The 19,688-nt window shown below is 60.9% G+C and carries 17 protein-coding genes; 9 read left to right on the top strand and 8 right to left on the bottom strand.

The genetic code is table 11. The features are described from left to right. Window positions 1-44: 44 nt before the first annotated feature. The gene (locus tag B9Z50_RS11485; protein WP_108364496.1) at window positions 45-848 is read right to left on the bottom strand and encodes a ZIP family metal transporter; all 804 of its coding nucleotides are present in this window, start codon (window positions 846-848) and stop codon (window positions 45-47) included. 125 nt (window positions 849-973) lie between these two features. Further along, on the bottom strand, window positions 974-1,870 hold the full coding sequence (locus B9Z50_RS11480; RefSeq protein ID WP_108364494.1) for a dienelactone hydrolase family protein: 897 nt from the start codon (window positions 1,868-1,870) through the stop codon (window positions 974-976). Window positions 1,871-1,960: 90 nt separating this feature from the next. On the opposite strand from B9Z50_RS11480, the gene B9Z50_RS11475 reads away from it, so the two are divergent. Further along, on the top strand, window positions 1,961-2,614 hold the full coding sequence (locus B9Z50_RS11475; protein ID WP_108364492.1) for a glutathione S-transferase: 654 nt from the start codon (window positions 1,961-1,963) through the stop codon (window positions 2,612-2,614). A 183-nt stretch (window positions 2,615-2,797) separates the two neighbouring features. Here the strand turns inward: B9Z50_RS11475 and polA are convergent, their stop codons facing one another. Both polA and B9Z50_RS11465 read right to left on the bottom strand, forming a co-directional pair. Beyond that, window positions 2,798-5,701 carry a DNA polymerase I gene (gene polA, locus B9Z50_RS11470; protein ID WP_233249842.1) on the bottom strand — a complete coding sequence of 968 codons (2,904 nt, stop codon included), beginning with the start codon at window positions 5,699-5,701 and terminating at the stop codon, window positions 2,798-2,800. A gap of 50 nt (window positions 5,702-5,751) precedes the next feature. Beyond that, window positions 5,752-6,210: an SRPBCC family protein gene (locus B9Z50_RS11465; RefSeq protein WP_108364490.1), complete on the bottom strand. Its 459-nt coding sequence runs from the start codon at window positions 6,208-6,210 to the stop codon at window positions 5,752-5,754. Between the two features lie 147 nt (window positions 6,211-6,357). Between B9Z50_RS11465 and B9Z50_RS11460 the strand changes: the two genes are divergently transcribed. Together B9Z50_RS11460 and B9Z50_RS11455 are read left to right on the top strand one after the other, a co-directional pair. Further along, window positions 6,358-7,320 (top strand): homoserine kinase, encoded by a 963-nt coding sequence (locus B9Z50_RS11460; protein ID WP_108364488.1) that lies wholly within the window; start codon window positions 6,358-6,360, stop codon window positions 7,318-7,320. A 5-nt stretch (window positions 7,321-7,325) separates the two neighbouring features. Beyond that, window positions 7,326-8,126, top strand: a complete 801-nt coding sequence (locus B9Z50_RS11455) for a BPSS1780 family membrane protein (protein ID WP_108364486.1) — start codon at window positions 7,326-7,328, stop codon at window positions 8,124-8,126. A 13-nt stretch (window positions 8,127-8,139) separates the two neighbouring features. Here B9Z50_RS11455 and B9Z50_RS11450 read toward each other — a convergent pair whose 3' ends face one another. After that, window positions 8,140-8,616: a peptidylprolyl isomerase gene (locus tag B9Z50_RS11450; protein WP_108364484.1), complete on the bottom strand. Its 477-nt coding sequence runs from the start codon at window positions 8,614-8,616 to the stop codon at window positions 8,140-8,142. Between the two features lie 26 nt (window positions 8,617-8,642). Continuing rightward, on the bottom strand, window positions 8,643-11,171 hold the full coding sequence (locus B9Z50_RS11445; RefSeq protein WP_108364482.1) for a UvrD-helicase domain-containing protein: 2,529 nt from the start codon (window positions 11,169-11,171) through the stop codon (window positions 8,643-8,645). A 146-nt stretch (window positions 11,172-11,317) separates the two neighbouring features. Here B9Z50_RS11445 and B9Z50_RS11440 point away from each other — a divergent pair, with 146 nt between their 5' ends. Continuing rightward, window positions 11,318-12,223 carry a peptidylprolyl isomerase gene (locus tag B9Z50_RS11440; RefSeq protein WP_108364480.1) on the top strand — a complete coding sequence of 302 codons (906 nt, stop codon included), beginning with the start codon at window positions 11,318-11,320 and terminating at the stop codon, window positions 12,221-12,223. Window positions 12,224-12,437: 214 nt separating this feature from the next. Next, window positions 12,438-13,415, top strand: a complete 978-nt coding sequence (locus B9Z50_RS11435; RefSeq protein WP_108364478.1) for a GMP reductase — start codon at window positions 12,438-12,440, stop codon at window positions 13,413-13,415. Window positions 13,416-13,501: 86 nt separating this feature from the next. On the opposite strand, the gene B9Z50_RS11430 is transcribed toward B9Z50_RS11435, so the two are convergent. Next, window positions 13,502-14,233 (bottom strand): sulfite exporter TauE/SafE family protein, encoded by a 732-nt coding sequence (locus tag B9Z50_RS11430; RefSeq protein ID WP_108364476.1) that lies wholly within the window; start codon window positions 14,231-14,233, stop codon window positions 13,502-13,504. A 19-nt stretch (window positions 14,234-14,252) separates the two neighbouring features. Further along, window positions 14,253-15,158, bottom strand: coding sequence for a LysR family transcriptional regulator (locus B9Z50_RS11425; RefSeq protein ID WP_108364474.1), 906 nt, complete (start codon window positions 15,156-15,158; stop codon window positions 14,253-14,255). A gap of 117 nt (window positions 15,159-15,275) precedes the next feature. Here B9Z50_RS11425 and B9Z50_RS11420 point away from each other — a divergent pair, with 117 nt between their 5' ends. The 4 genes from B9Z50_RS11420 (at window position 15,276) to B9Z50_RS11405 (ending at window position 19,663) form a co-directional block, all read left to right on the top strand. Further along, on the top strand, window positions 15,276-16,271 hold the full coding sequence (locus B9Z50_RS11420) for a tripartite tricarboxylate transporter substrate binding protein (RefSeq protein ID WP_108364472.1): 996 nt from the start codon (window positions 15,276-15,278) through the stop codon (window positions 16,269-16,271). A 16-nt stretch (window positions 16,272-16,287) separates the two neighbouring features. Further along, the gene (locus B9Z50_RS11415; RefSeq protein ID WP_108364470.1) at window positions 16,288-17,499 is read left to right on the top strand and encodes a M20 aminoacylase family protein; all 1,212 of its coding nucleotides are present in this window, start codon (window positions 16,288-16,290) and stop codon (window positions 17,497-17,499) included. A gap of 146 nt (window positions 17,500-17,645) precedes the next feature. Then, window positions 17,646-18,308 carry a site-2 protease family protein gene (locus B9Z50_RS11410; protein ID WP_108364468.1) on the top strand — a complete coding sequence of 221 codons (663 nt, stop codon included), beginning with the start codon at window positions 17,646-17,648 and terminating at the stop codon, window positions 18,306-18,308. A gap of 38 nt (window positions 18,309-18,346) precedes the next feature. Further along, window positions 18,347-19,663 carry a tryptophan--tRNA ligase gene (locus tag B9Z50_RS11405; protein WP_233249841.1) on the top strand — a complete coding sequence of 439 codons (1,317 nt, stop codon included), beginning with the start codon at window positions 18,347-18,349 and terminating at the stop codon, window positions 19,661-19,663. Window positions 19,664-19,688 lie beyond the last annotated feature (25 nt).

The following is a 19,688-nucleotide window of genomic DNA, read 5'->3' as shown; positions in this document are numbered from 1 at the left end:
TCCGTGCGCGATGGGCGAGGCACACGCCCGTTTGAACCACCCCGTCAGTGCTGGTGCCCCGCCAAGGCGCTGACGATGACCACCATGCCGATGCCCACGCTCAGCCAAAGGATCTGAGCCGCTGTTTCGCGGGCTGACAGGCGCTTTTGCAATTGGGGAATCAGGTCAGCCAAGGCCACATACACAAAGCTGCTGCTGGCCACCACCAGAAAATACGGCAGCCAGTCGTGCAGCGCATCAACCAACACATAACCCACAGCTCCGCCCAAAGCTGTGATGGCCCCTGCCATGGACACCTTGACGATGGCTGCTTGGCGGCTGCTGCTGCCTTGGCGCAGCACCGCCAGATCGCCCATGTGGTGAGGGATTTCGTGGGCCAGCACGGCCAGCGCGGCAATCACGCCCAAGCGCATGTCGGCGATGAAGGCTGAAGCAATCAAGATGCCGTCGCCAAAACAGTGCACGCTGTCACCCGCCAACACGGCCCACTGACCTCGGCGTGGCTCGTCGTGGGCATGGGTTGGGTGCGCATGCCCATGATCGTGGCCATTCCCGTGATCATGGCCATGCCCATGCTCATGCCCGTGGTGCCAGAGTTCGGCTTTGTCGAGCAGGAAAAAAAACAGCAAACCCACCAGCAAAGTCATGAACAGCTCGTGCGCGCCGGCCTCGCTCTCGAAGGCCTCAGGCAAGAGGTGTAAAAACGAAGTCGCCATCAAGGCCCCAGCGGCCAAGCTCAGCATGTGCTGGGTGTAGCGGCTCAAGATGCCGAAACTCAGCCAAGCCGCCACCCAGACACTGCCAATGCCCGCCACCAAAGTGCCCACCAAAATCGCCAATAAAGTCATCGTGTTTCCCGGGGTGCCATGCACCCCAAAACAAACCGCCCCGAAGGGCGGTTTCTAAGGCCCTCGTCCCAAAGGACGGTTTTTGGGGCCTTCGCCCCAAAGGGCGATGTTTGCATTCAAAAAAATCAGGCCACGCCGTTGCGCTTGAGCCAAGCCAGCAAACGCTGCCAGCCGTCTTCAGCAGGTCCCTTGCGGTAGCTGCCCCGGTAGTCGGCATGGAAAGCGTGCGGGGCCTCAGGATAAACCACAAACTCGCTGGATTTGGCCCCTGCAGGCCCTTTGGCCAGTTCAGCTTTCATCTTATCAACCGTGTCAAGGGGGATGCCCGTGTCGGCCGCGCCGTACAAACCCAGCACGGGCGCCTTGAGGCTGCCGACCAAGGCCAACGGGTGCGTGGGCGTTTGCGCTGTGGCATTGCCCACCAAACGGCCGTACCAAGCCACACCCGCCTTCAGTTTGGGCTGGTGCGCCGCATACAGCCAAGTGATGCGACCGCCCCAGCAAAAGCCAGTAATGGCCAATTTGTCGGTATTGCCACCATTGGCTGCAGCCCAAGCCACGCAGGCGTCCAGATCAGTCATGACCTGTGCATCGGGCACTTTGGAGATGATTTCTGCTTGCAGTTTGGCAATTTCGCCGTACTCATTGGGGTCGCCCTGGCGCACAAACAGCTCCGGTGCGATGGCCATGTAACCGGCCTGAGCCAGGCGACGCGTGACGTCGGCGATGTACTCGTGCACACCAAAAATTTCAGAAATCACCAGCACCACGGGTAAACCGGTCTTGCCCGCAGGCGCGCTGCGGTAGACGGGCATCTTGAAACCATTCACGTCAATGGTCACTTCGCCAGAAACCAAGCCTGTGGAAGGCGTTTTAATGGCCGTTTGCGCCATGATCGGCACGGCAGCCGCCGCATAACCCACGCCCAAAGCTGCTTTCAAAGCGGTGCAACGAGTGGCGCCAGTCGCATCAATGCGCCCACCCAGCAGGGCTTGAGTGTCTTCAATCAGGTTGGGGTTCAAAGGAGGCCTCCTTGGTCATGCCGTAAAAAGGGCTTTATCTTGGCACAGTCGCTACGGACTTGCACCAGGGTGGAGATTTAAACTGTCACCATGTCTGAATCCGCCCTGCCTGTCCTTTATTCGTTTCGCCGCTGCCCCTACGCCATGCGGGCCCGGCTGGCCCTGCTCGCCAGCGGCGTGGCCCACGAACACCGCGAAGTGGTTCTGAAGCAAAAGCCTGCTCACATGCTGTCCCTCTCGCCCAAAGGCACGGTGCCGGTTCTGTGGCTGCGCAGCACGGCAGGCGATCGGGTACTGGAACAAAGTCTGGACATCATGCAGTGGGCGCTGCGCGAGCATGATCCTCTGAAATGGCTGCCCCGCTCAGAGGTGGCCATGCAGGAGGCCTTGGCGCTGATCGCATACAACGACGGCCCCTTCAAACAACAACTGGACCGCTACAAATACCCCAACAGATCGGGTCTGGACAGCGGCGCGGCCGACCGCGATGCAGCGGCGCTGTGGCTGCGTACGCTGGATGGGCAGCTGCGCGCACAGCCTTTTTTGGCTGGCGGGCACTTCGGCTTGGCCGATGCCGCGGTAGCCCCTTTTGTGCGTCAATACGCCCACACCAATCCGACCTGGTTTGCTGGGCAGTCCTGGCTTGCCTTGGCGAAGTGGCTGGAGGATTTTGAAGCCTCAGCGCTGTTCGCCGCCATCATGCACAAGCACACACCCTGGCAAGAACCGTTATCGATGCCGTAGGCGCGGTCTCTCACCTCGAATGATGAAGCACGTTGCTCTGATCGCGGTCGGAGACCGCTCCTACAAGGGCAGGCTCAGCCTTGGCAAGCACCGTGATAGACATTTGTAGGAGCGGTCTCTGGCCGCGAATGATGTGGCACGGCGCTCTGATCGCGGTCGCAGACCGCTCCCACAGGAGCAGGCTCAGTGGGCCTGTTCCCAGTTCGGACCAAAGCCCACTTCGGCCAGCAGGGGCACCTTCAGGTCGGCCACACCGGCCATGATGCGTGGGATCTCGGTGCGCACCCATTCCACCTCTGATTCAGGCACCTCAAACACCAGTTCGTCGTGCACCTGCATGATCACTTTGGTGGCCTTGCCTTGTTCGTCCAGCGCATTTTGCACCGCCACCATGCTCAGCTTGATCAGGTCGGCCGCTGTGCCCTGCATGGGGGCGTTGATGGCGGCGCGTTCGGCCCCGGCGCGGCGCGGGCCGTTGGGGCTGTTGATCTCGGGCAGCATCAGGCGGCGGCCAAACACGGTCTCCACATAACCCAGCGCTTTGGCTTGCTCTCGGGTCGCGTCCATGTAGTGTTTGACCCCCGCAAAACGCTCAAAGTAACGGGTGATGTAGTTCTTGGCGGCGGTGTTGTCGATGCCCAGCGCCTTGGCCAAACCGAATGCGCTCATGCCGTAAATCAGCCCGAAGTTGATGGTCTTGGCGTAACGGCGCTGCTCGCTGGTAACGGTGTCGGGCGTCGCGCCAAACACCTCGGCGGCCGTGGCTTTGTGCACGTCCAGCCCTTCGTGAAAGGCCTTGAGCAAGGCCGCGTCGTCGCTCAGGTGCGCCATGATGCGCAGCTCGATCTGGCTGTAGTCGGCACTCGCAATCACACAACCCGCCGGGGCCACAAAAGCCTCGCGCACCTTGCGCCCTTCGGCGGTGCGCACCGGGATGTTTTGCAAATTGGGCTCGTTGCTCGACAGGCGGCCCGTGACGGCCACGGCCTGCGCGTAATTCGTGTGCACACGGCCCGTGCGCGGCAAGGCCAGCTGCGCCAGCTTGTCGGTGTAGGTGCCCTTGAGCTTGGCCAGGCTGCGGTGCTCCAAGATGCGGGCGGGCAGCGGGTAGTCTTCGGCCAATTTCTCCAGCACCTCTTCGTCGGTGCTGCGCGCGCCGGTGGCGGTTTTTTTGATGACGGGCAGGCCCAGCTTGTCAAAAAAGATCTCCCCCAACTGCTTGGGGCTGCTGAGGTTAAAGGGCTGGCCAGCGATCTCGTAGGCTTCTGTTTCGAGCTGCACGATGCGCTCGCCCAGCGCCTGGCTTTGCGCCGCCAGCGTGGGCGCGTCGATCAGCACGCCGTTGCGTTCGATGCGGTAGAGCGCTTCGCTGGTGGCAATCTCCAGCGCGTAGACATACTTCAGGCCCGCATGCGCCTCGATTTGCGGCCACAACGCCAGGTGTACGTCAAAGCATTGGTCAGAGTCTTCGCACGAATAATGCGCGGCTTTGTCCACGTCCACCTGGGAAAACGGAATCTGGTGCGCACCTTTGCCGCACAGGTCTTCGTAAGTCACACCTTTGCGGCCCACATGGCGCTCGGCAAGACTGGAGAGGCCGTGCGGTTTGTGCACTTCGAGCACGTAGCTTTGGAGCATGGTGTCGTGGGCGTAGCCCTGCACCTCGATGCCGTGGTTGGCAAACACATGGCGGTCGTATTTGATGTTCTGACCCAGCTTGTGGCGGGCCGGGTTTTCGAGCCAGGGCTTGAGCTTGGCCAGCACATCGGCCAAAGGCAGTTGCTCGGGCGCACCCGGGCCGTTGTGGGCCAGCGGAATGTAGGCCGCCTCGCCGGGCTTGACGCTCAGCGAAATGCCCACAATCTCGGCGCGCATGGCGTCGAGCGAAGTCGTTTCGGTGTCGATGGCGGTCAGCGGCGCTTGTTCGATGCGCGCCAGCCACTGCTCGAAAGTGGTCCAGTCGTTGATCGTGGCGTAGTTCAACACCAGAACGTCATCGCGATGCCGTAGGTCTGGGTGTTCTGCAGATTGCCGCGCTTCGCTCGCAATGACGGCCTCAGAAAAACTGGCGCTGGGCTCGCCAAACAAGTCATCCATGCCCGTGTCTTTGGGTTTGGCCGCTTTGGCTTTGGCCGCAGGCGCAGGCATAACCCCACCGAGCGACTGCACCAGACCTTTGAAACCATAGGTCTGGTAAAAATTCAGCAACTTGTCCTTGTCGGGCTCGTGCAGGTGCAAGCTGGCCAGCGACGGCAAATCGGGCACCCAACCGTTCAAATCACAATCGGTTTTCATGCTCACCAAGGCGCGGCCCTTGGGCAGCCAGTCCACCGCTTGGCGCAGGTTCTCTCCCGCCACACCTTTGATGTCATGGGCATGCGCCATCAAGTTGTCGAGCGAGCCGTATTCCATCAGCCACTTGGCGGCCGTTTTGGGGCCGACCTTGGCCACACCAGGCACGTTGTCCACCGTGTCGCCCACCAGGGTTTGGTAGTCGATCATGAGCGAAGGCGGCACACCAAACTCGGCCGTCACGCCCGCCACATCACGCACCTTGCCGTTCATCGTGTCGATGATGGTGATGTGCTCGTTGACCAACTGGCTCAAGTCTTTGTCACCGCTCGACACCGTGACTTGGATGCCCTGCTGCGCCGCCACGTGGGCCAGTGTGGCGATCACATCGTCGGCTTCCACCCCCGGCACGTCCAGCACCGTCCAGCCCATCAGGCGCACCAATTCGTGGATCGGCTCGATCTGCGTGCGCAAATCGTCGGGCATGGGGCTGCGGTTGGCCTTGTACTCGGGGTACAGCGTGTCACGGAAAGTCGGGCCCTTGGCATCAAAGACACACGCGGCATAGACGGTGGGCACATCCTTGCGCAGCCGCTCCATCATGTTGATCATGCCGCGAATCGCCCCGGTGGCGGCGCTCGTCGGGTCGCCCGGCACGGCCCGCAGATCGGGCATGGCGTGGAACGCGCGGTACAAATAACTGGAGCCGTCCACCAGCAACAAGCTGGGTTTTGTGGCGGATGGGGCCACATTGGGGGCCGTGGTGGGGGCGGTGTCAGGGGTGTTTTCGCTCATCCCCCGATTGTGCACGGCCCCACCACCCCCAGCCGGGCTGACCGGTTCGGTCAACCCTCGATATCGGGCTCCACCAAATGGGCCAATTGCGCCAGCGACTCCTGCCAGCCGAGGTAACACATCTCCAGCGGAATCACATCCGGAATGCCCGACTGCGCGATGCTGAGTTCGGTGCCGCACAGCACCGGCTTGAGGCTCACCGTCACTTCGAGCACCCCCGGCAGGTTCGGGTCATCGAACTGGTCTGTGTAGCGGATCAGCGCGTTGGGCACCAACTCCAGGTATTCACCGCCAAACGAATGGCCACTGCCCGTCGAAAAATTGCAAAAGGACATTCGAAAAGTGCCGCCCACACGCGGCTCCATGTGGTGCACCTTGCAGGTAAAACCATAAGGCGGCAGCCATTTGCTCATCGCATCGGCATCCAGAAAGGCCCGGTACACCTTATCGGGCGAGGTTTTCAGCACGCGGTGCAAACGAACGATGCGGTCGACTGGGCTGTCTGACATGGGTAACTCCTGTTTGAGGTGAGTGTGAAGCGAGGGAAGTTACCACGCGCACCGGGGTGCTCAGGCTGCAGATCACACATCGCCGCCGCCTACAATCACGGCTTCAATACACCCTCCGGCCAGCCTACAGGCCCACCGATTGCAACCATGGCGGTATTCACCGAAGTCACCGAAACCCAGGCCAACGACCTGATGCAAGCCCTGAACCTGGGCCAGCTCACCGCTTTGCGCGGCATCGAAGGCGGGATTGAAAACACCAACTACTTCGCCACCACCGACCAAGGTGAGTATGTGCTCACCCTGTTCGAACGCTTGACGCACGAACAGCTGCCGTTTTATCTGTTCCTGATGAAGCACCTGGCCGGGCGCAGCATCCCGGTGCCCGATCCAGCCGCCAACCGCGACGGCGATGTGCTGCACACCCTGTGCGGCAAACCTGCCGCCGTGGTGAACAAGCTGACCGGCAAAAGCCAGCTGCAGCCCCAGGCCGTGCACTGCGCCGCCGTGGGCGACATGCTCGCGCGCATGCACTTGGCCGGGGCCGACTACAACCGCAGCCAGCCCAATTTGCGCGGCCTGCCTTGGTGGAACGAAACCGTGCCCGTGGTGCTGCCCCACCTCGATGGCCCCCAAGCCGCCTTGCTGCGCAGCGAACTGGCCTACCAAAACCACATCGTCGAAGGCCCAGCCTTCTCCGCTCTGCCCCGTGGCCCGGTGCATGCCGACCTGTTCCGTGACAACGTGATGTTTGACGGCGATCAGCTGACGGGCTTTTTTGACTTTTATTTTGCGGGCGTGGACACCTGGCTTTTTGACTTGGCCGTGTGCCTGAACGACTGGTGCATTGACCTGCCCACGGGTGTGCACGACGCAGCCCGAGCCCAGGCCATGGTGCAGGCCTACAACCGGGCACGCCCCTTGGCAGGCGCCGAGCGCGAGTTGCTGCCTGCCCTTTTGCGCGCAGGGGCTTTGCGCTTTTGGATTTCGCGCCTGTGGGACTACCATCTGCCCCGCGAAGCGGCCATGCTCACTCCGCACGATCCAACCCATTTCGAACGCGTTTTGCGCGGCCGTGTGCAACAACCCGTTTCCTTGTCCGACCTCGTCTGAACACCATGAATTTGAAAATCGTTCCCGCCAAAACAGGCCTCAAATGGGTCAGTCAAGGCATGACCACCTTCTGGCGTCAGCCGCTGGCCCTGTCCGGTTTGTTCTTTTTGTTCATGGCCACGGTGTCGATCGTGTCCATCGTCCCTTTCGTGGGCGGCGCATTGGCCCTCATCGTCTTGCCCCCGCTGACGCTGGGCATGATGGCTGCAACGCAAATGGCTTCAGAAGGCAAGTTCCCCATGCCCAGTGTGTTGTTTGTGGCCTTCAAAGACGGGCCTCACCGCAAAACCATGTTCCATTTGGGTGGCTTGTACGCGGTGATTTTTTTGGTCGTGATGTTCCTGTCCACATTGGCCGATGGCGGCACTTTTGCCAAGGTCTATTTTGGCGGCGCTGCCATGACGCCCGAGGTGGTCACAGCCGACTCGTTCCAGACCGCCCTGTGGGTGTCCATGTTGTTTTATGTGCCGCTGTCCATGATGTTCTGGCATGCGCCTGCCTTGGTGCACTGGTACGGCATGCCCGCGGTCAAAAGTCTGTTTTTCAGCTTCATGGCCTGCTGGCGCAACCTCAAGGCCTTTGTGGTTTATGTGTTCGCCTGGGGTGTGGTTTTCATGTTGACCGGTGTCCTGGCGCTGCTGATTTCCAGCCTCATGGGCAATCCGGGCCTGATGACGGCCACCTTCATGCCCTTGGCGCTGATGGTGGCGGCCATGTTCTTCACCTCCATGCTGTTTTCGGTGCGCGACTGCTTCTCGACCGATGTCTACGACGAGCCGCCCGCCAGCGCGGATCGGCCCGAGTAAATAGCTCAGCAGCTCAGTGGTGGTGGCCGTGCGCCCCGTGTGCGTGGCGGTGCGTCACCTCCTCGGCTGAGGCCGCCCGCACTTCCATCACCTTCAGGCTCAGCGTCAGGTGCTGCCCAGCCCAAGGATGGTTGCCGTCGAGGATCACCTTGTCGCCCTTGATTTTGAGCACATTGAACACTTGCTCTTGCCCATCGGGCGTGCGCCCACGCAGCTGACCACCCACTTTGACCCCGGGTGGAAACTCGCTTTTGGGGATGGTCTGCACCAAGCTCTCGTCGCGCTCGCCAAAGGCATCAGCCGGGGCCAGTTTCAAAGTGGTGCTAAAGCCCACCTCCTGGCCTTCGAGCGCGGCTTCGATTTTGGGGAAGGTGTTGTCATAGCCGCCGTGCAAATACGAGGTCGGCTCTTGCGCCTTGTCCAGCAACTGGCCTTGGGCATTGGTCACTTTGTACTGCATCGTGACAACGGTGTCTTGGGTGATTTTCATGGAGACCTTCAGAAAAGAAATAGGACTCAAACCACGGTGAGTTTGGCCACGCTCAGCGCCAGCCATTTCACGCCGTGGCGCGGGAAGTTGACTTGGGCACGGGCATCGGCCCCCACGCCCTCGACGGCCAGCACTTTGCCCTCGCCAAACTTGGTGTGGAACACGTTTTTACCCGCAGTGATGCCGTGCTCAGGCTCGGCTTTTTGCACCGGCACAGGCGGACTTTTGTAGGTTTCAGTGCTCAAGCTGCTTTGGCCCCATGCGGGCCGAGCGTGGCGGTTGAAGGCCGGGGTTTGCGGCCAGCCGCCGCCTGCGGTGCTGGCGCCACCACCGCCTGCAGAGCCAAGGTTAGAGAAGCCGCCATTTTTGGGCGTGACCCACTTGAGGCACTCCTCGGGCAACTCTTCCAGAAAGCGGCTTTTCAAGTTGTAGCGGGTCTGGCCATGGAGCATGCGGGTTTGCGAATGGCTGAGGTACAGACGCTTGCGCGCGCGGGTGATGGCCACGTACATCAAGCGGCGTTCTTCCTCGAGCCCGTCAAAGTCGTTCATGGCGTTTTCGTGCGGAAACAGGCCTTCTTCCAGACCCGTGATGAACACCGCGTCAAACTCCAAACCTTTGCTGGCATGCACGGTCATGAGCTGCACCGCGTCCTCACCGGCTTGCGCTTGGTTGTCGCCGGCTTCGAGCGAGGCGTGGGTCAGGAAAGCCGCCAAGGGGCTCATGGTGACGCCGTCTTCGCCGAACTCGCTGCCCAATCCCACCATGGACTGCCGCGCTTCGCTCGCAGTGACATCAGGGGTGCCATCGCGCGCACCAGCCCCATGATCGCGAGCACCTACCCCATCATCGCGAGCACCTATCCCGTCATCGCGAGCGAAGCGTGGCGATCCATCTCCTGCGGCCGTCAAGCCCTGGCTGGCCGGGCTTTGCGACAGACCCTGCGGCAGGGCCACCGCGCTGCGGCCAAAGCCTTCTTGAGTGACAAAACTCTCGGCGGCGTTGACCAATTCTTCCAAGTTCTCGACCCGGTCCGCGCCTTCTTTTTCGGCGCGGTAGTGTGTCACCAAGCCGGTCTTGTCCAGCACCAAGTCGATGATCTCGCGCAGTGTGAGACCTTCAGTCTGCTCGCGCAGCACATCCACCATGGCCACAAACGCCGCCAAATTGGCCCCCGCCTTGCCGGTGGTGGCGCTCACCGCGTCGTGCAATGAGCAGCCTGCGGCACGCGCCGCGTCTTGCAGCTGCTCCACACTGCGTGCACCGATGCCGCGCGGCGGAAAGTTGACCACCCGCAAAAAGCTGGTGTCGTCGCTGGGGTTCTCCATCAGGCGCAAATAGGCCAGTGCGTGCTTGATTTCGGCCCGTTCAAAAAAGCGCAAACCACCGTACACGCGGTACGGAAAACCGGCGTTGAACAGCGCGGTTTCCAGCACCCGGCTTTGGGCGTTGCTGCGGTACAGCAGAGCCACTTCCTTGCGCTCAAAACCGTCTTGTTTGACCAATTGGCGAAGCTCTTCCACCAGCCACTGCGCCTCGGCAAAGTCAGACGGTGATTCGACCACCCGCACCGGCTCGCCCGCACCCTGGTCGGTGCGCAGGGTTTTGCCCAAACGGGTCTTGTTGTGGCTGATCAGGTGGTTGGCCGAGTCGAGGATGTTGCTGAAGCTGCGGTAGTTTTGCTCCAGCTTGATCTGGTGTTGCACCTGGAACTCGCGAACAAAGTCGGCCATGTTGCCCACGCGCGCCCCCCGAAAGGCGTAAATGCTCTGGTCGTCATCGCCCACGGCCAAGATGGCACACTCACCCCCTTCGCCTGGCAGCCCGGCCAGCTGTTTGAGCCAGGCGTATTGCAGTTTGTTGGTGTCCTGAAACTCGTCCACCAAGATGTGGCGGAACCGGCGGCGGTAATGCTCGCGCACATGCGCGTTGTCGCGCAGCAATTCATAAGAGCGGAGCATCAGCTCACCAAAATCCACCACGCCTTCGCGCTGGCATTGCTCTTCGTACAGCTGGTACAGCTCCACCTTGCGGCGCGTCTCGTCGTCGCGCACCGTCACATCGACCGGGCGCTGCCCGTCTTCTTTGCAACCAGAAATGAAATACTGCAACTGCTTCGGGGGGAAGCGGTCTTCGTCCACATTGAACTGCTTGCACAGCCGCTTGATGGCCGACAGCTGGTCTTGCGTGTCCAAAATTTGAAACGTCTGCGGCAAACCCGCCAACTGAAAATGCGCCCGCAAAAACCGGTTGCATAGCCCGTGGAAGGTGCCGATCCACATCGCGTTCACATTGACCGGCAGCATGGACTGCAAACGCAGCTTCATCTCCTTGGCGGCCTTGTTGGTGAAGGTCACCGCCAAAATGCCGCCGGGCGAAACCTGCGAGGTTTGCAAGAGCCAAGCGATGCGGGTGGTCAACACCCGGGTTTTGCCAGAACCAGCGCCCGCCAAGATCAGCGCGTGTTCGGGCGGCAAGGCCACGGCGCGGTGCTGCTCGTCATTGAGTTGGGCCAGCAGAGGCGACGAAGTGTTCGGTGGGGAATCAGACTGCATAGGCCTCGATTGTAGGAACACCTTGAAACCTGAATGCCCGGATGGCTCGGCTGAGTCGAAAGTGATTCAACCTTCAAGACACCAAGACCAAAACCGGTGCATACAATTGACGGATCGGCTCCTTCAATTTCCACCATCGAAGAAACATGCGATTCAAACAGATTTCAGCGGTCTCCTTTTGCGTCTTCTTTCTGTCGGCCTGCGGCGGCGGGGGCGGGGGCGGCAGTGCCCCAGACACCACGGCTCCCACCATTTCTGGTGTCAGCGTCAGCCCTCCCAGCAACGGACAAGTCACCTTGACCGCCAGTGCCAGCGACGCCACCGGAGTGACCGGCTACTGCTTCAAAACCGATGCCACAGCACCCTCGTCGTCAGACAGCTGCTTCAGCGCCAATGGAGCATTCACCACCGCAACGCCCACGACGCCCACCCGTTATTACGTGTGGAGCAAGGACGCGGCAAACAATCTCAGTGCCGTGTTTGAGCGAGTGGCTGGCGCTTGCTCTGCCGACGGTGTCACCGCCTCTCAAAGCAGCGCTTTGCCCACGGTGTGCGTTTCCACCAGTTTGGGCGAATTTGTCTTGGCATTGGAGTCAACCAAAGCCCCCATCACCACGGCCAACTTTTTGCGCTACGTCAACGATGGTTTTTACAGCCAGACAGTGTTCCATCGCGTCCTGGCCAATTTCATGATCCAAGGCGGTGGTTTTACTGGCGTTCCCATCAGCGGCGCCAATACCAAAGTTGGTACGCTTTACGACCCCATTGCACTCGAAACCACTTCAATTAGCGGTTTGAGTAATACAACTGGAACCATTGCGATGGCAAGAACCAATGTGCTTAACAGTGCCACCAACCAGTTTTTCATCAACGTTGTGGACAACACTTTTTTGAACACCAGCTCAGGGGGCTATGCCGTTTTTGGCACTGTGATTTCGGGCCTGAACAGCACGGTTCAAAGCATTCGAAACCTGCCCGTTCAAAGCAACGGGACCGAAATCAGCCAGCCCTTGACCCCTCCGGTGATCAACTGGGCATATCAGCTCAAATAAAACACGCAGCACCCACCCGGCCCAAATGGGCCAATAAGGCGTTTGTTGAATTTGGCCGCGACATGCGGGTACAATCAGCCACCGGGCCCAAGATTCTTGCGCCCGGTTTTTTTTGCCCTGAACTTGCAACGGGTTCACCACAGGGGCCAAAAAACCGGCCAAGCCAAGCGCTCACTCGTTCTTTCAACGATCCTCTTTGGAGCTTGGTTTTCTCATGGAAATTTTTGATTACGACAACATCCTGCTTTTGCCACGCAAGTGCCGCGTGGAAAGCCGTTCTGAGTGCGACGCAGGCGTCACCTTGGGCAGCCGCACCTTCCGTTTGCCGGTGGTGCCGGCCAACATGAAGACGGTGGTGGATGAAACCATCTGCCTGTGGATGGCGCAAAACAACTACTTCTACGTCATGCACCGCTTTGACCTGGACAACGTCCAGTTCGTGCGCGACATGCACGCCAAAGGCGTTTACGCCTCGATCTCGCTGGGTGTCAAAGCCCCGGACCGCGCTACGGTGGATCAGCTGGCCGCCGAAGGTCTGGTGCCCGAATACATCACCATCGACATCGCCCACGGCCACGCCGACAGCGTGCGCGACATGATTGGCTACATCAAGGCCAAGCTGCCCACCAGCTTCGTGATCGCGGGCAACGTGGCCACACCCGAAGCCGTGATCGACCTGGAAAACTGGGGCGCTGACGCGACCAAAGTGGGCGTGGGCCCCGGCAAGGTGTGCATCACCAAGCTGAAAACCGGTTTTGGCACGGGCGGCTGGCAGTTGTCGGCGCTCAAGTGGTGCGCCCGCGTGGCGACCAAGCCGATCATTGCCGACGGCGGCATCCGCAGCCACGGCGACATTGCCAAGAGCATCCGCTTTGGCGCGAGCATGGTCATGATCGGCTCGCTGTTCGCTGGCCACGAAGAATCGCCCGGCAAGACGGTGGAGGTCGATGGCGCAATGTTCAAGGAGTACTACGGCTCAGCGTCTGACTTCAACAAGGGCGAGTACAAGCACGTGGAAGGCAAGCGCATTCTGGAGCCGATCAAGGGCAAGCTGGCCAACACGCTGATTGAGATGGAGCAGGACGTGCAAAGCTCGATCAGCTACGCCGGCGGCACCAAGCTGATGGACATCCGCAAAGTGAACTATGTGATCCTGGGCGGCGACAACGCGGGTGAGCACCTGTTGATGTGAGCGTTGTCCGCGCTTGCACAAAAAAAGGGGAGCCATGGGCTCCCCTTTTTTGACCGTTGGCATGCTTGCCGACGTGACTTCAGAGTTCAGCGCAAAGCCCCCAGCGCCAGCATCAAGCCACTGAGCACCAACAAGGCGCAAATGATTTGGCGCAGCCGTGCCACGGGCACGCGGTGCGACACGCGGTGGCCCAACCACACACCGGCCAGCGCCACGCCGATCAGTACCGTCCAGCGCTGCCAGATCCAGTCGCTGGACAAACGCCCCTCCCAAGCCATACCCAGCAACACCGTGGCCGCCGCCACCGCAATGATCAAGGGCGTGCTGGCCCGCATCTGCTGCACATCCGACAAGCGGCGGCTCAGCCAGGCCACCACCAAAGGGCCAGCGGTGCCGAAAACCATCTCCACCAGGCCGATGGCAGCCCCGACCGGCCAGGCCCAAGCGGGTGCGGCGGTGGAAGCTTGAGACGCCTTCGGCCGCAAGGCATTGACACCCACCCCGGCCACATACGCCCCCAGCAACAGCAGCGGCCAGCGGCTGTTCATGTGCTGCACCAGCCACAAGCCCACCAGCGTGCCCAGCACCATGCCGGGCAACAGGCGTCGCAGCTCGCGCCACTGAACCTGCCGCCAATTCAGCCCGCTGTGGAAAGCGGAAGCGGGCACGTCCATCAGCAAAGTCAGCGCCACAACTTCAGGCAAGGGCCACTGCCAAGCCAACAAGGGCACGATGACCAGCGCCGAGCCAAAGCCCGTCAACCCCAGCACCGTGTAACCCAACAAAACCACCCCGATGGGGTAAAGCCATTCCTGCATCCTGATTCCCTTTGGAGCGTCAATCGGTCATGTGTTTTTGGACAAATTCGCGAAACACCGCCAGGGCAGGTAACTCGGTGCGACCGACCAGCGTGATGAGGCCCAGCCGAGCCTGCCCTTGCAAAGGCATTTGCATGGGCAGCTCCATCAAAACCCCTTGGGTCATGCCCTCGCGCGCGGCCCCGACAATGCCCAAATAAATCGCATCGGTCTGCCCCACCACATCGAGCAAGCTGGCGATGTCTTCGCACTGCAAGGTGGTCATTTGTGCCGGGTTGGCCTGCGGGCCGTAGTGGTCCACCAGCAAGCGCGCCACTTCTTGTGACAGCGGGATCGAGGCAATGGGGTAGGCCAGCAGGGCGTTAAAGGGTGCACCCTCGGGGTAGAGACCCAGCAGTGGGTGTCCCTGGCGGCACACAAAGCCGGCCCGCATCTCCACCACATGCGCCACATTCAAGTCACGTGCGGCATCCACCCGACGCACGTCCACCACCAAGGCGTCGAGTTGCCGCTCGCGCAGCTGGGTGAGCTGCAACTCGGTGGAGCCCCGCGACACCGACACCTGCACCGTGGGGTGGTGCTCTGCCATGTAACGCAGCCAGGGCGTCATCAGCATGGCCCCGGGCCCCGAGCCCAGCCCCACCCGCAAACTGCCCAAACCACCTTGTTGCAACAAAGCCGCGCCCTGCCGAAGTTCTTGTGCCTCGTGCACGATGCGCCGCGCCCGTTCCAGAACCGACAGGCCCAGCGGGGTCAGCTCGTTTTTTTTGCCCACACGGTCCACCAGCGGGCCGCCCAGGTCTTCTTCGAGCACCTGGATGCTGCGGCTGAGCGCCGACTGGGTGATGTGCAGTTTTTCAGCGGCGCGGCTGAACGATCCGGTCTCGGCCAGCGCCAGCCAGTGCTCCAGGTGCTTGAGGTTCATTTATTCACTCAATGAATGAAAACAAGAAAAATAATGCATTGAACACATCCTAAGCCGGTTCCTAATATGCGTCAAAGGCCGATGTCCGGCCAACCACCCCCAAGAGGAGACAAACCCATGAATCACCGCACTTTGCTCAAGGGCCTGCTGGCCGCCGGTTTGACCAGCCTAATGGTGGCCCAAGGCGCTGCCGCCCAAAGCTTTCCCAACAAGCCCGTCACCCTGATGGTGCCCTACCCCGCTGGCGGCCTGTCTGATGTGATCGCCCGCACCATCAACACCACGCTGGCCAAGCACCTGGGCCAGCCCGTGCTGGTGGAAAACTTAGGCGGTGCCAGCGGCGGCATTGCGGCCCAAAAAATCCTGAACAGCCCGGCCGACGGTTACTACATCTTCCAGGGCTCGCCCAACGAACTGGTGCTGGCCCCGCTGGCCAATGCCGCCATCAAATACAAGAGCGAAGACTTCCGACTGGTGCAGATGATCACCATCAACCCGATGGCGATGCTGGCCCGCAAGGACCTGCCCGCCAACAACGGTGACGAGCTGATCGCCTATGCCAAAAAAGCCGCCGCCGAAGGCAAACCGCTGACATTTGCCAGCGTGGGGCCAGGCTCCATGTACCACCTGCTGGGCGAGCACATGTCCAAGATCACCGGCATCCCGATGACCCATGTGCCTTACAAGGGCGGTGCACCGGCCTTTCAGGACATGATGGGCGGTCTGGTCGATGTGTTCATGACCCCCTATGGCAAGGGCCAAGTGGCCTTGGTCGACGAGGGCAAGCTCAAGGCCGTGGCTGTGCTGTCTGCCGATCACCAAGACCTGTTCAAAAAAGCGCCACCGCTCAATGACAGCAAAGCCCTCAAAGGCTTTGTGTTTGACACCTGGTCGGGTTATTTCGTGCACAAGGACACCCCCGAAGCGGTGGTGCAGGCCCTGAACAAGGCACTGGGCGAAGTCGCCAACGACCCGGCCATCCGTGCCGCGCTCGAAGCGCAGGCCATGGTGGTGCCCCGCCCACAGGCGCTGCCCGCGCTGGCCAAGGTGTACAGCGACAACACGGCCAAATACCGTGCCATCGCCAAATCGATGAACCTGCAACCCCAGTAAAGCGCAAGGCCTGGCCATGAACACCCCTACCGAAGCTTTTTTGCACGACAAACTACATGCTCTGCAGGCGCAGGCGGATGCGTTCATCGCGGTGCGCCGCGACATCCACCGCCACCCCGAGATGGGTTACCAGGAGTACCGCACCAGCGACCTGGTGGCCGAGCAGCTCAGCGCCTGGGCCTATGCGGTCAAGCGCGGCCTGGGCGGCACGGGCGTGGTGGGGCAAATCAAAAAGGGCACGGGCAGCCGCAGCATCGGTATCCGCGCCGACATGGACGCGTTGCCCATTGATGAGGCCACGGGCTTGCCCTATGCCAGCTGCAACGTGGGCGTCATGCACGCCTGCGGCCACGACGGCCACACCGCCATGCTGCTGGCCGCAGCCAAGCACATTGCCCAAGATGCCGAGTTTTCTGGCACCGTCAACCTGATCTTCCAGCCGGCCGAAGAAGGCCTAGGCGGTGCCAAAAAGATGATGGAAGACGGACTCTTCACGCAATTCCCCTGCGACGCCGTGTTTGGCATGCACAACATGCCGGGCCACCCGCAAGGCCAACTGGTGTTCCGCGATGGAGCGGCCATGGCGTCCTCGGACAACGTGACCATCACCATCGAAGGCACGGGAGGCCATGGGGCGCTGCCGCACCGCGCGGCCGACCCGGTCGTGGCGGGTTCCGCCATCGTCATGGGCCTGCAAAGCATCGTGGCGCGCAACGTCGACCCGCAACAAGTGGCCATCATCACCGTTGGGGCTTTTCATGCGGGCGTGGCCAACAACGTGATCCCGCAAACAGCCACGCTACGCCTGAGCGTGCGTTCGCTGGACCGTGACGTGCGCGTGCTGCTTGAAAAACGCATCACCGAGCTGGTCCATGCACAGGCCATCAGCTACGGTGTGCAGGCCCACATCGACTACCAGCGCGGTTATCCGGTGCTGGTCAACCACATCAGAGAGACCGATTTTGCGCGCCAAGTGGGCGTGGAACTGGTGGGTGCAGCCAACGTCACGCACCAAGGCCCTGCGCTGACGGGCAGTGAAGACTTCGCCTTCATGCTCGAAGAGGTGCCCGGCTGCTATTTGCTCATCGGCAATGGCGATGGGTCAGGTGACGGCCACGGGGCTTGCATGGTGCACAACCCAGGCTACGACTTCAACGACCAGAATGTGGCCGTGGGCTCGGCCTACTGGTCCTTGTTGGTGGAGCGCTTTTTGCCTGTCCAAGGTTAAATATTTCTGGCCGGGCTCAGGGTCAGAGTCCTCTTGGCCAAAGCCTGCACAAAGACGCTGCGCAAGCCTTTCTCCGAGGATTCGAGGCCCCCAAGCCCCTGCCCGCGCCAACACACAGACGGGTCTGAGACAATCGGGTGCTGAATATGTCCGATCTCATCCAAACCGTTTTGATTTACGCCCTGCCGGTGATCTTCGCGATCACACTGCACGAGGCTGCCCACGGCTACGCTGCGATGCGCCTGGGTGACAACACCGCGTCCATGCTGGGCCGTGTCACGCTCAACCCCATCCCGCACATCGACCCGGTGGGCACCATCTTGCTACCGCTGCTGCTTTACTTCAGCACCAGTGGTGCATTTTTGTTTGGCTACGCCAAACCGGTGCCCGTGCGCTTTGACCGACTGCGCCAGCCCAAGCGCGACATGGTTTGGGTCGCCCTGGCCGGGCCAGGCGCGAATCTGGTGCAAGCGCTGCTGTGGGGCGTGCTGTTTTACGTGCTCACAGGCAGCGGCGTCACCGAGCGGTTTTTCATCGAGATGTGCAAGGCCGGCATGCTGACCAATGTGGTCATGTTCGCCTTCAACCTCTTTCCGCTGCCGCCGCTGGACGGCGGGCGCATTCTGGTGGGTGTGCTGCCCTGGCGGCAGGCGGTGCTGGTCTCGCGCTTAGAGCCCTGGGGCTTTTTCATTGTCATGGCCTTGGTGCTCACCGGCCTCATCAGCGCCTGGTGGATGCAACCCCTGATGGGCCTGACCTTTGACTTTTTGAAGCTCACCCTCAGCCCACTGGCCGCTTTGTTGCGCTAATTTTTGACGCTGAATTTTTTCGATTGCCTGCTTTTCCCATGAACTCCAAGACCCGCACCCGCGTTCTCACCGGCATCACCACCACCGGCACCCCCCACTTGGGCAACTACGTGGGCGCCATCCGTCCCACGGTACAAGCCAGCCGCGACACCAGCACCGATGGCTTTTACTTTTTGGCCGACTACCACGCGCTCATCAAGTGCGACGAGCCCGCACGCATCCAGCGCTCCACCCTCGAGATCGCCGCCAGTTGGATCGCCTCGGGGTTGGACCCGGACAAAGTCACCTTTTACCGCCAGTCGGACATTCCTGAAATACCCGAACTCACCTGGCTGCTGACCTGCGTGACGGGCAAGGGCGTGCTCAACCGTGCCCACGCCTACAAGGCCGCTGTCGACAAAAACAACGCCGCCGGCCACGACCCGGACAGCGACGTGACGGCGGGTCTGTTCATGTACCCGGTGCTCATGGGCGCGGACATCCTGATGTTCAAGGCACACAAAGTCCCCGTGGGCCGCGACCAGATCCAGCACATCGAAATGGCCCGCGACATGGCTTCGAGCTTCAACCATTTGTATGGCGAGCACTTTGTCTTGCCCGAAGCCGTGATCGAGGAGTCGGTGGCGCTGCTGCCGGGTCTTGACGGCCGCAAGATGAGCAAGAGCTACAACAACACCATCCCGTTGTTCGCACCCGCAGCGCAAATGCGCAAACAAATTTCGGCCATCGTGACCGACTCCAAAGCGCCGGGCGAACCCAAGGCCACCGAAGGCTCGGCCCTGTTCCAGATTTACCAGGCCTTCGCCAGCGCCGAAGAAACAGCGGCCATGGCCCGCGCTTATGCCGACGGCATCGGATGGGGAGACGCCAAGCACATGTTGTTCGAGCGCATTGACCGCGAAATCGCGCCCATGCGCGAGCATTACCAAGCCCTCATCGACAACCCTGCCCAGATGGACAAAATTTTGCTAGCCGGGGCCGATAAAGCACGCCAATTGGCCACGCCGTTCATGCGCGAGCTGCGCCACGCCGTGGGCCTGCGTGCCTTGTCTTCGGGTCATGCCGAGTCGGTGACCAAAGAAGTGAAAAACGCACTGCCAAGCTTCAAGCAATACCGCGAAAAAGACGGCCAGTTTTATTTCAAGCTGGTGGATGCCAAAGGTCAGGTTTTGTTGCAAAGCCTGGGCTTTGCCTCGCCCAAAGAGGCCGGGCAAACCATCGCCCGATTGCAAACCGAAGGGCCGAACGCTTTGGCCTCACTCCATTCAGTGCTTGAAACCACATCGGAAACTGCGGATTCTTTGAATGAAATTTTGAACCTTTTGATGACTTCTTACGCTGCAAATCAAAAATGATTTTGTTATTTTAAACAAAAAAGCT

Origin of the sequence: Limnohabitans sp. Bal53 (assembly GCF_003063355.1) — a bacterium.
In the GTDB taxonomy this organism is placed as follows: Bacteria; Pseudomonadota; Gammaproteobacteria; order Burkholderiales; family Burkholderiaceae_C; genus Limnohabitans_A.
The sequence above is the reverse complement of the archived record's forward strand: the minus strand, read 5'-3'. Positions and strand labels throughout refer to the sequence as shown.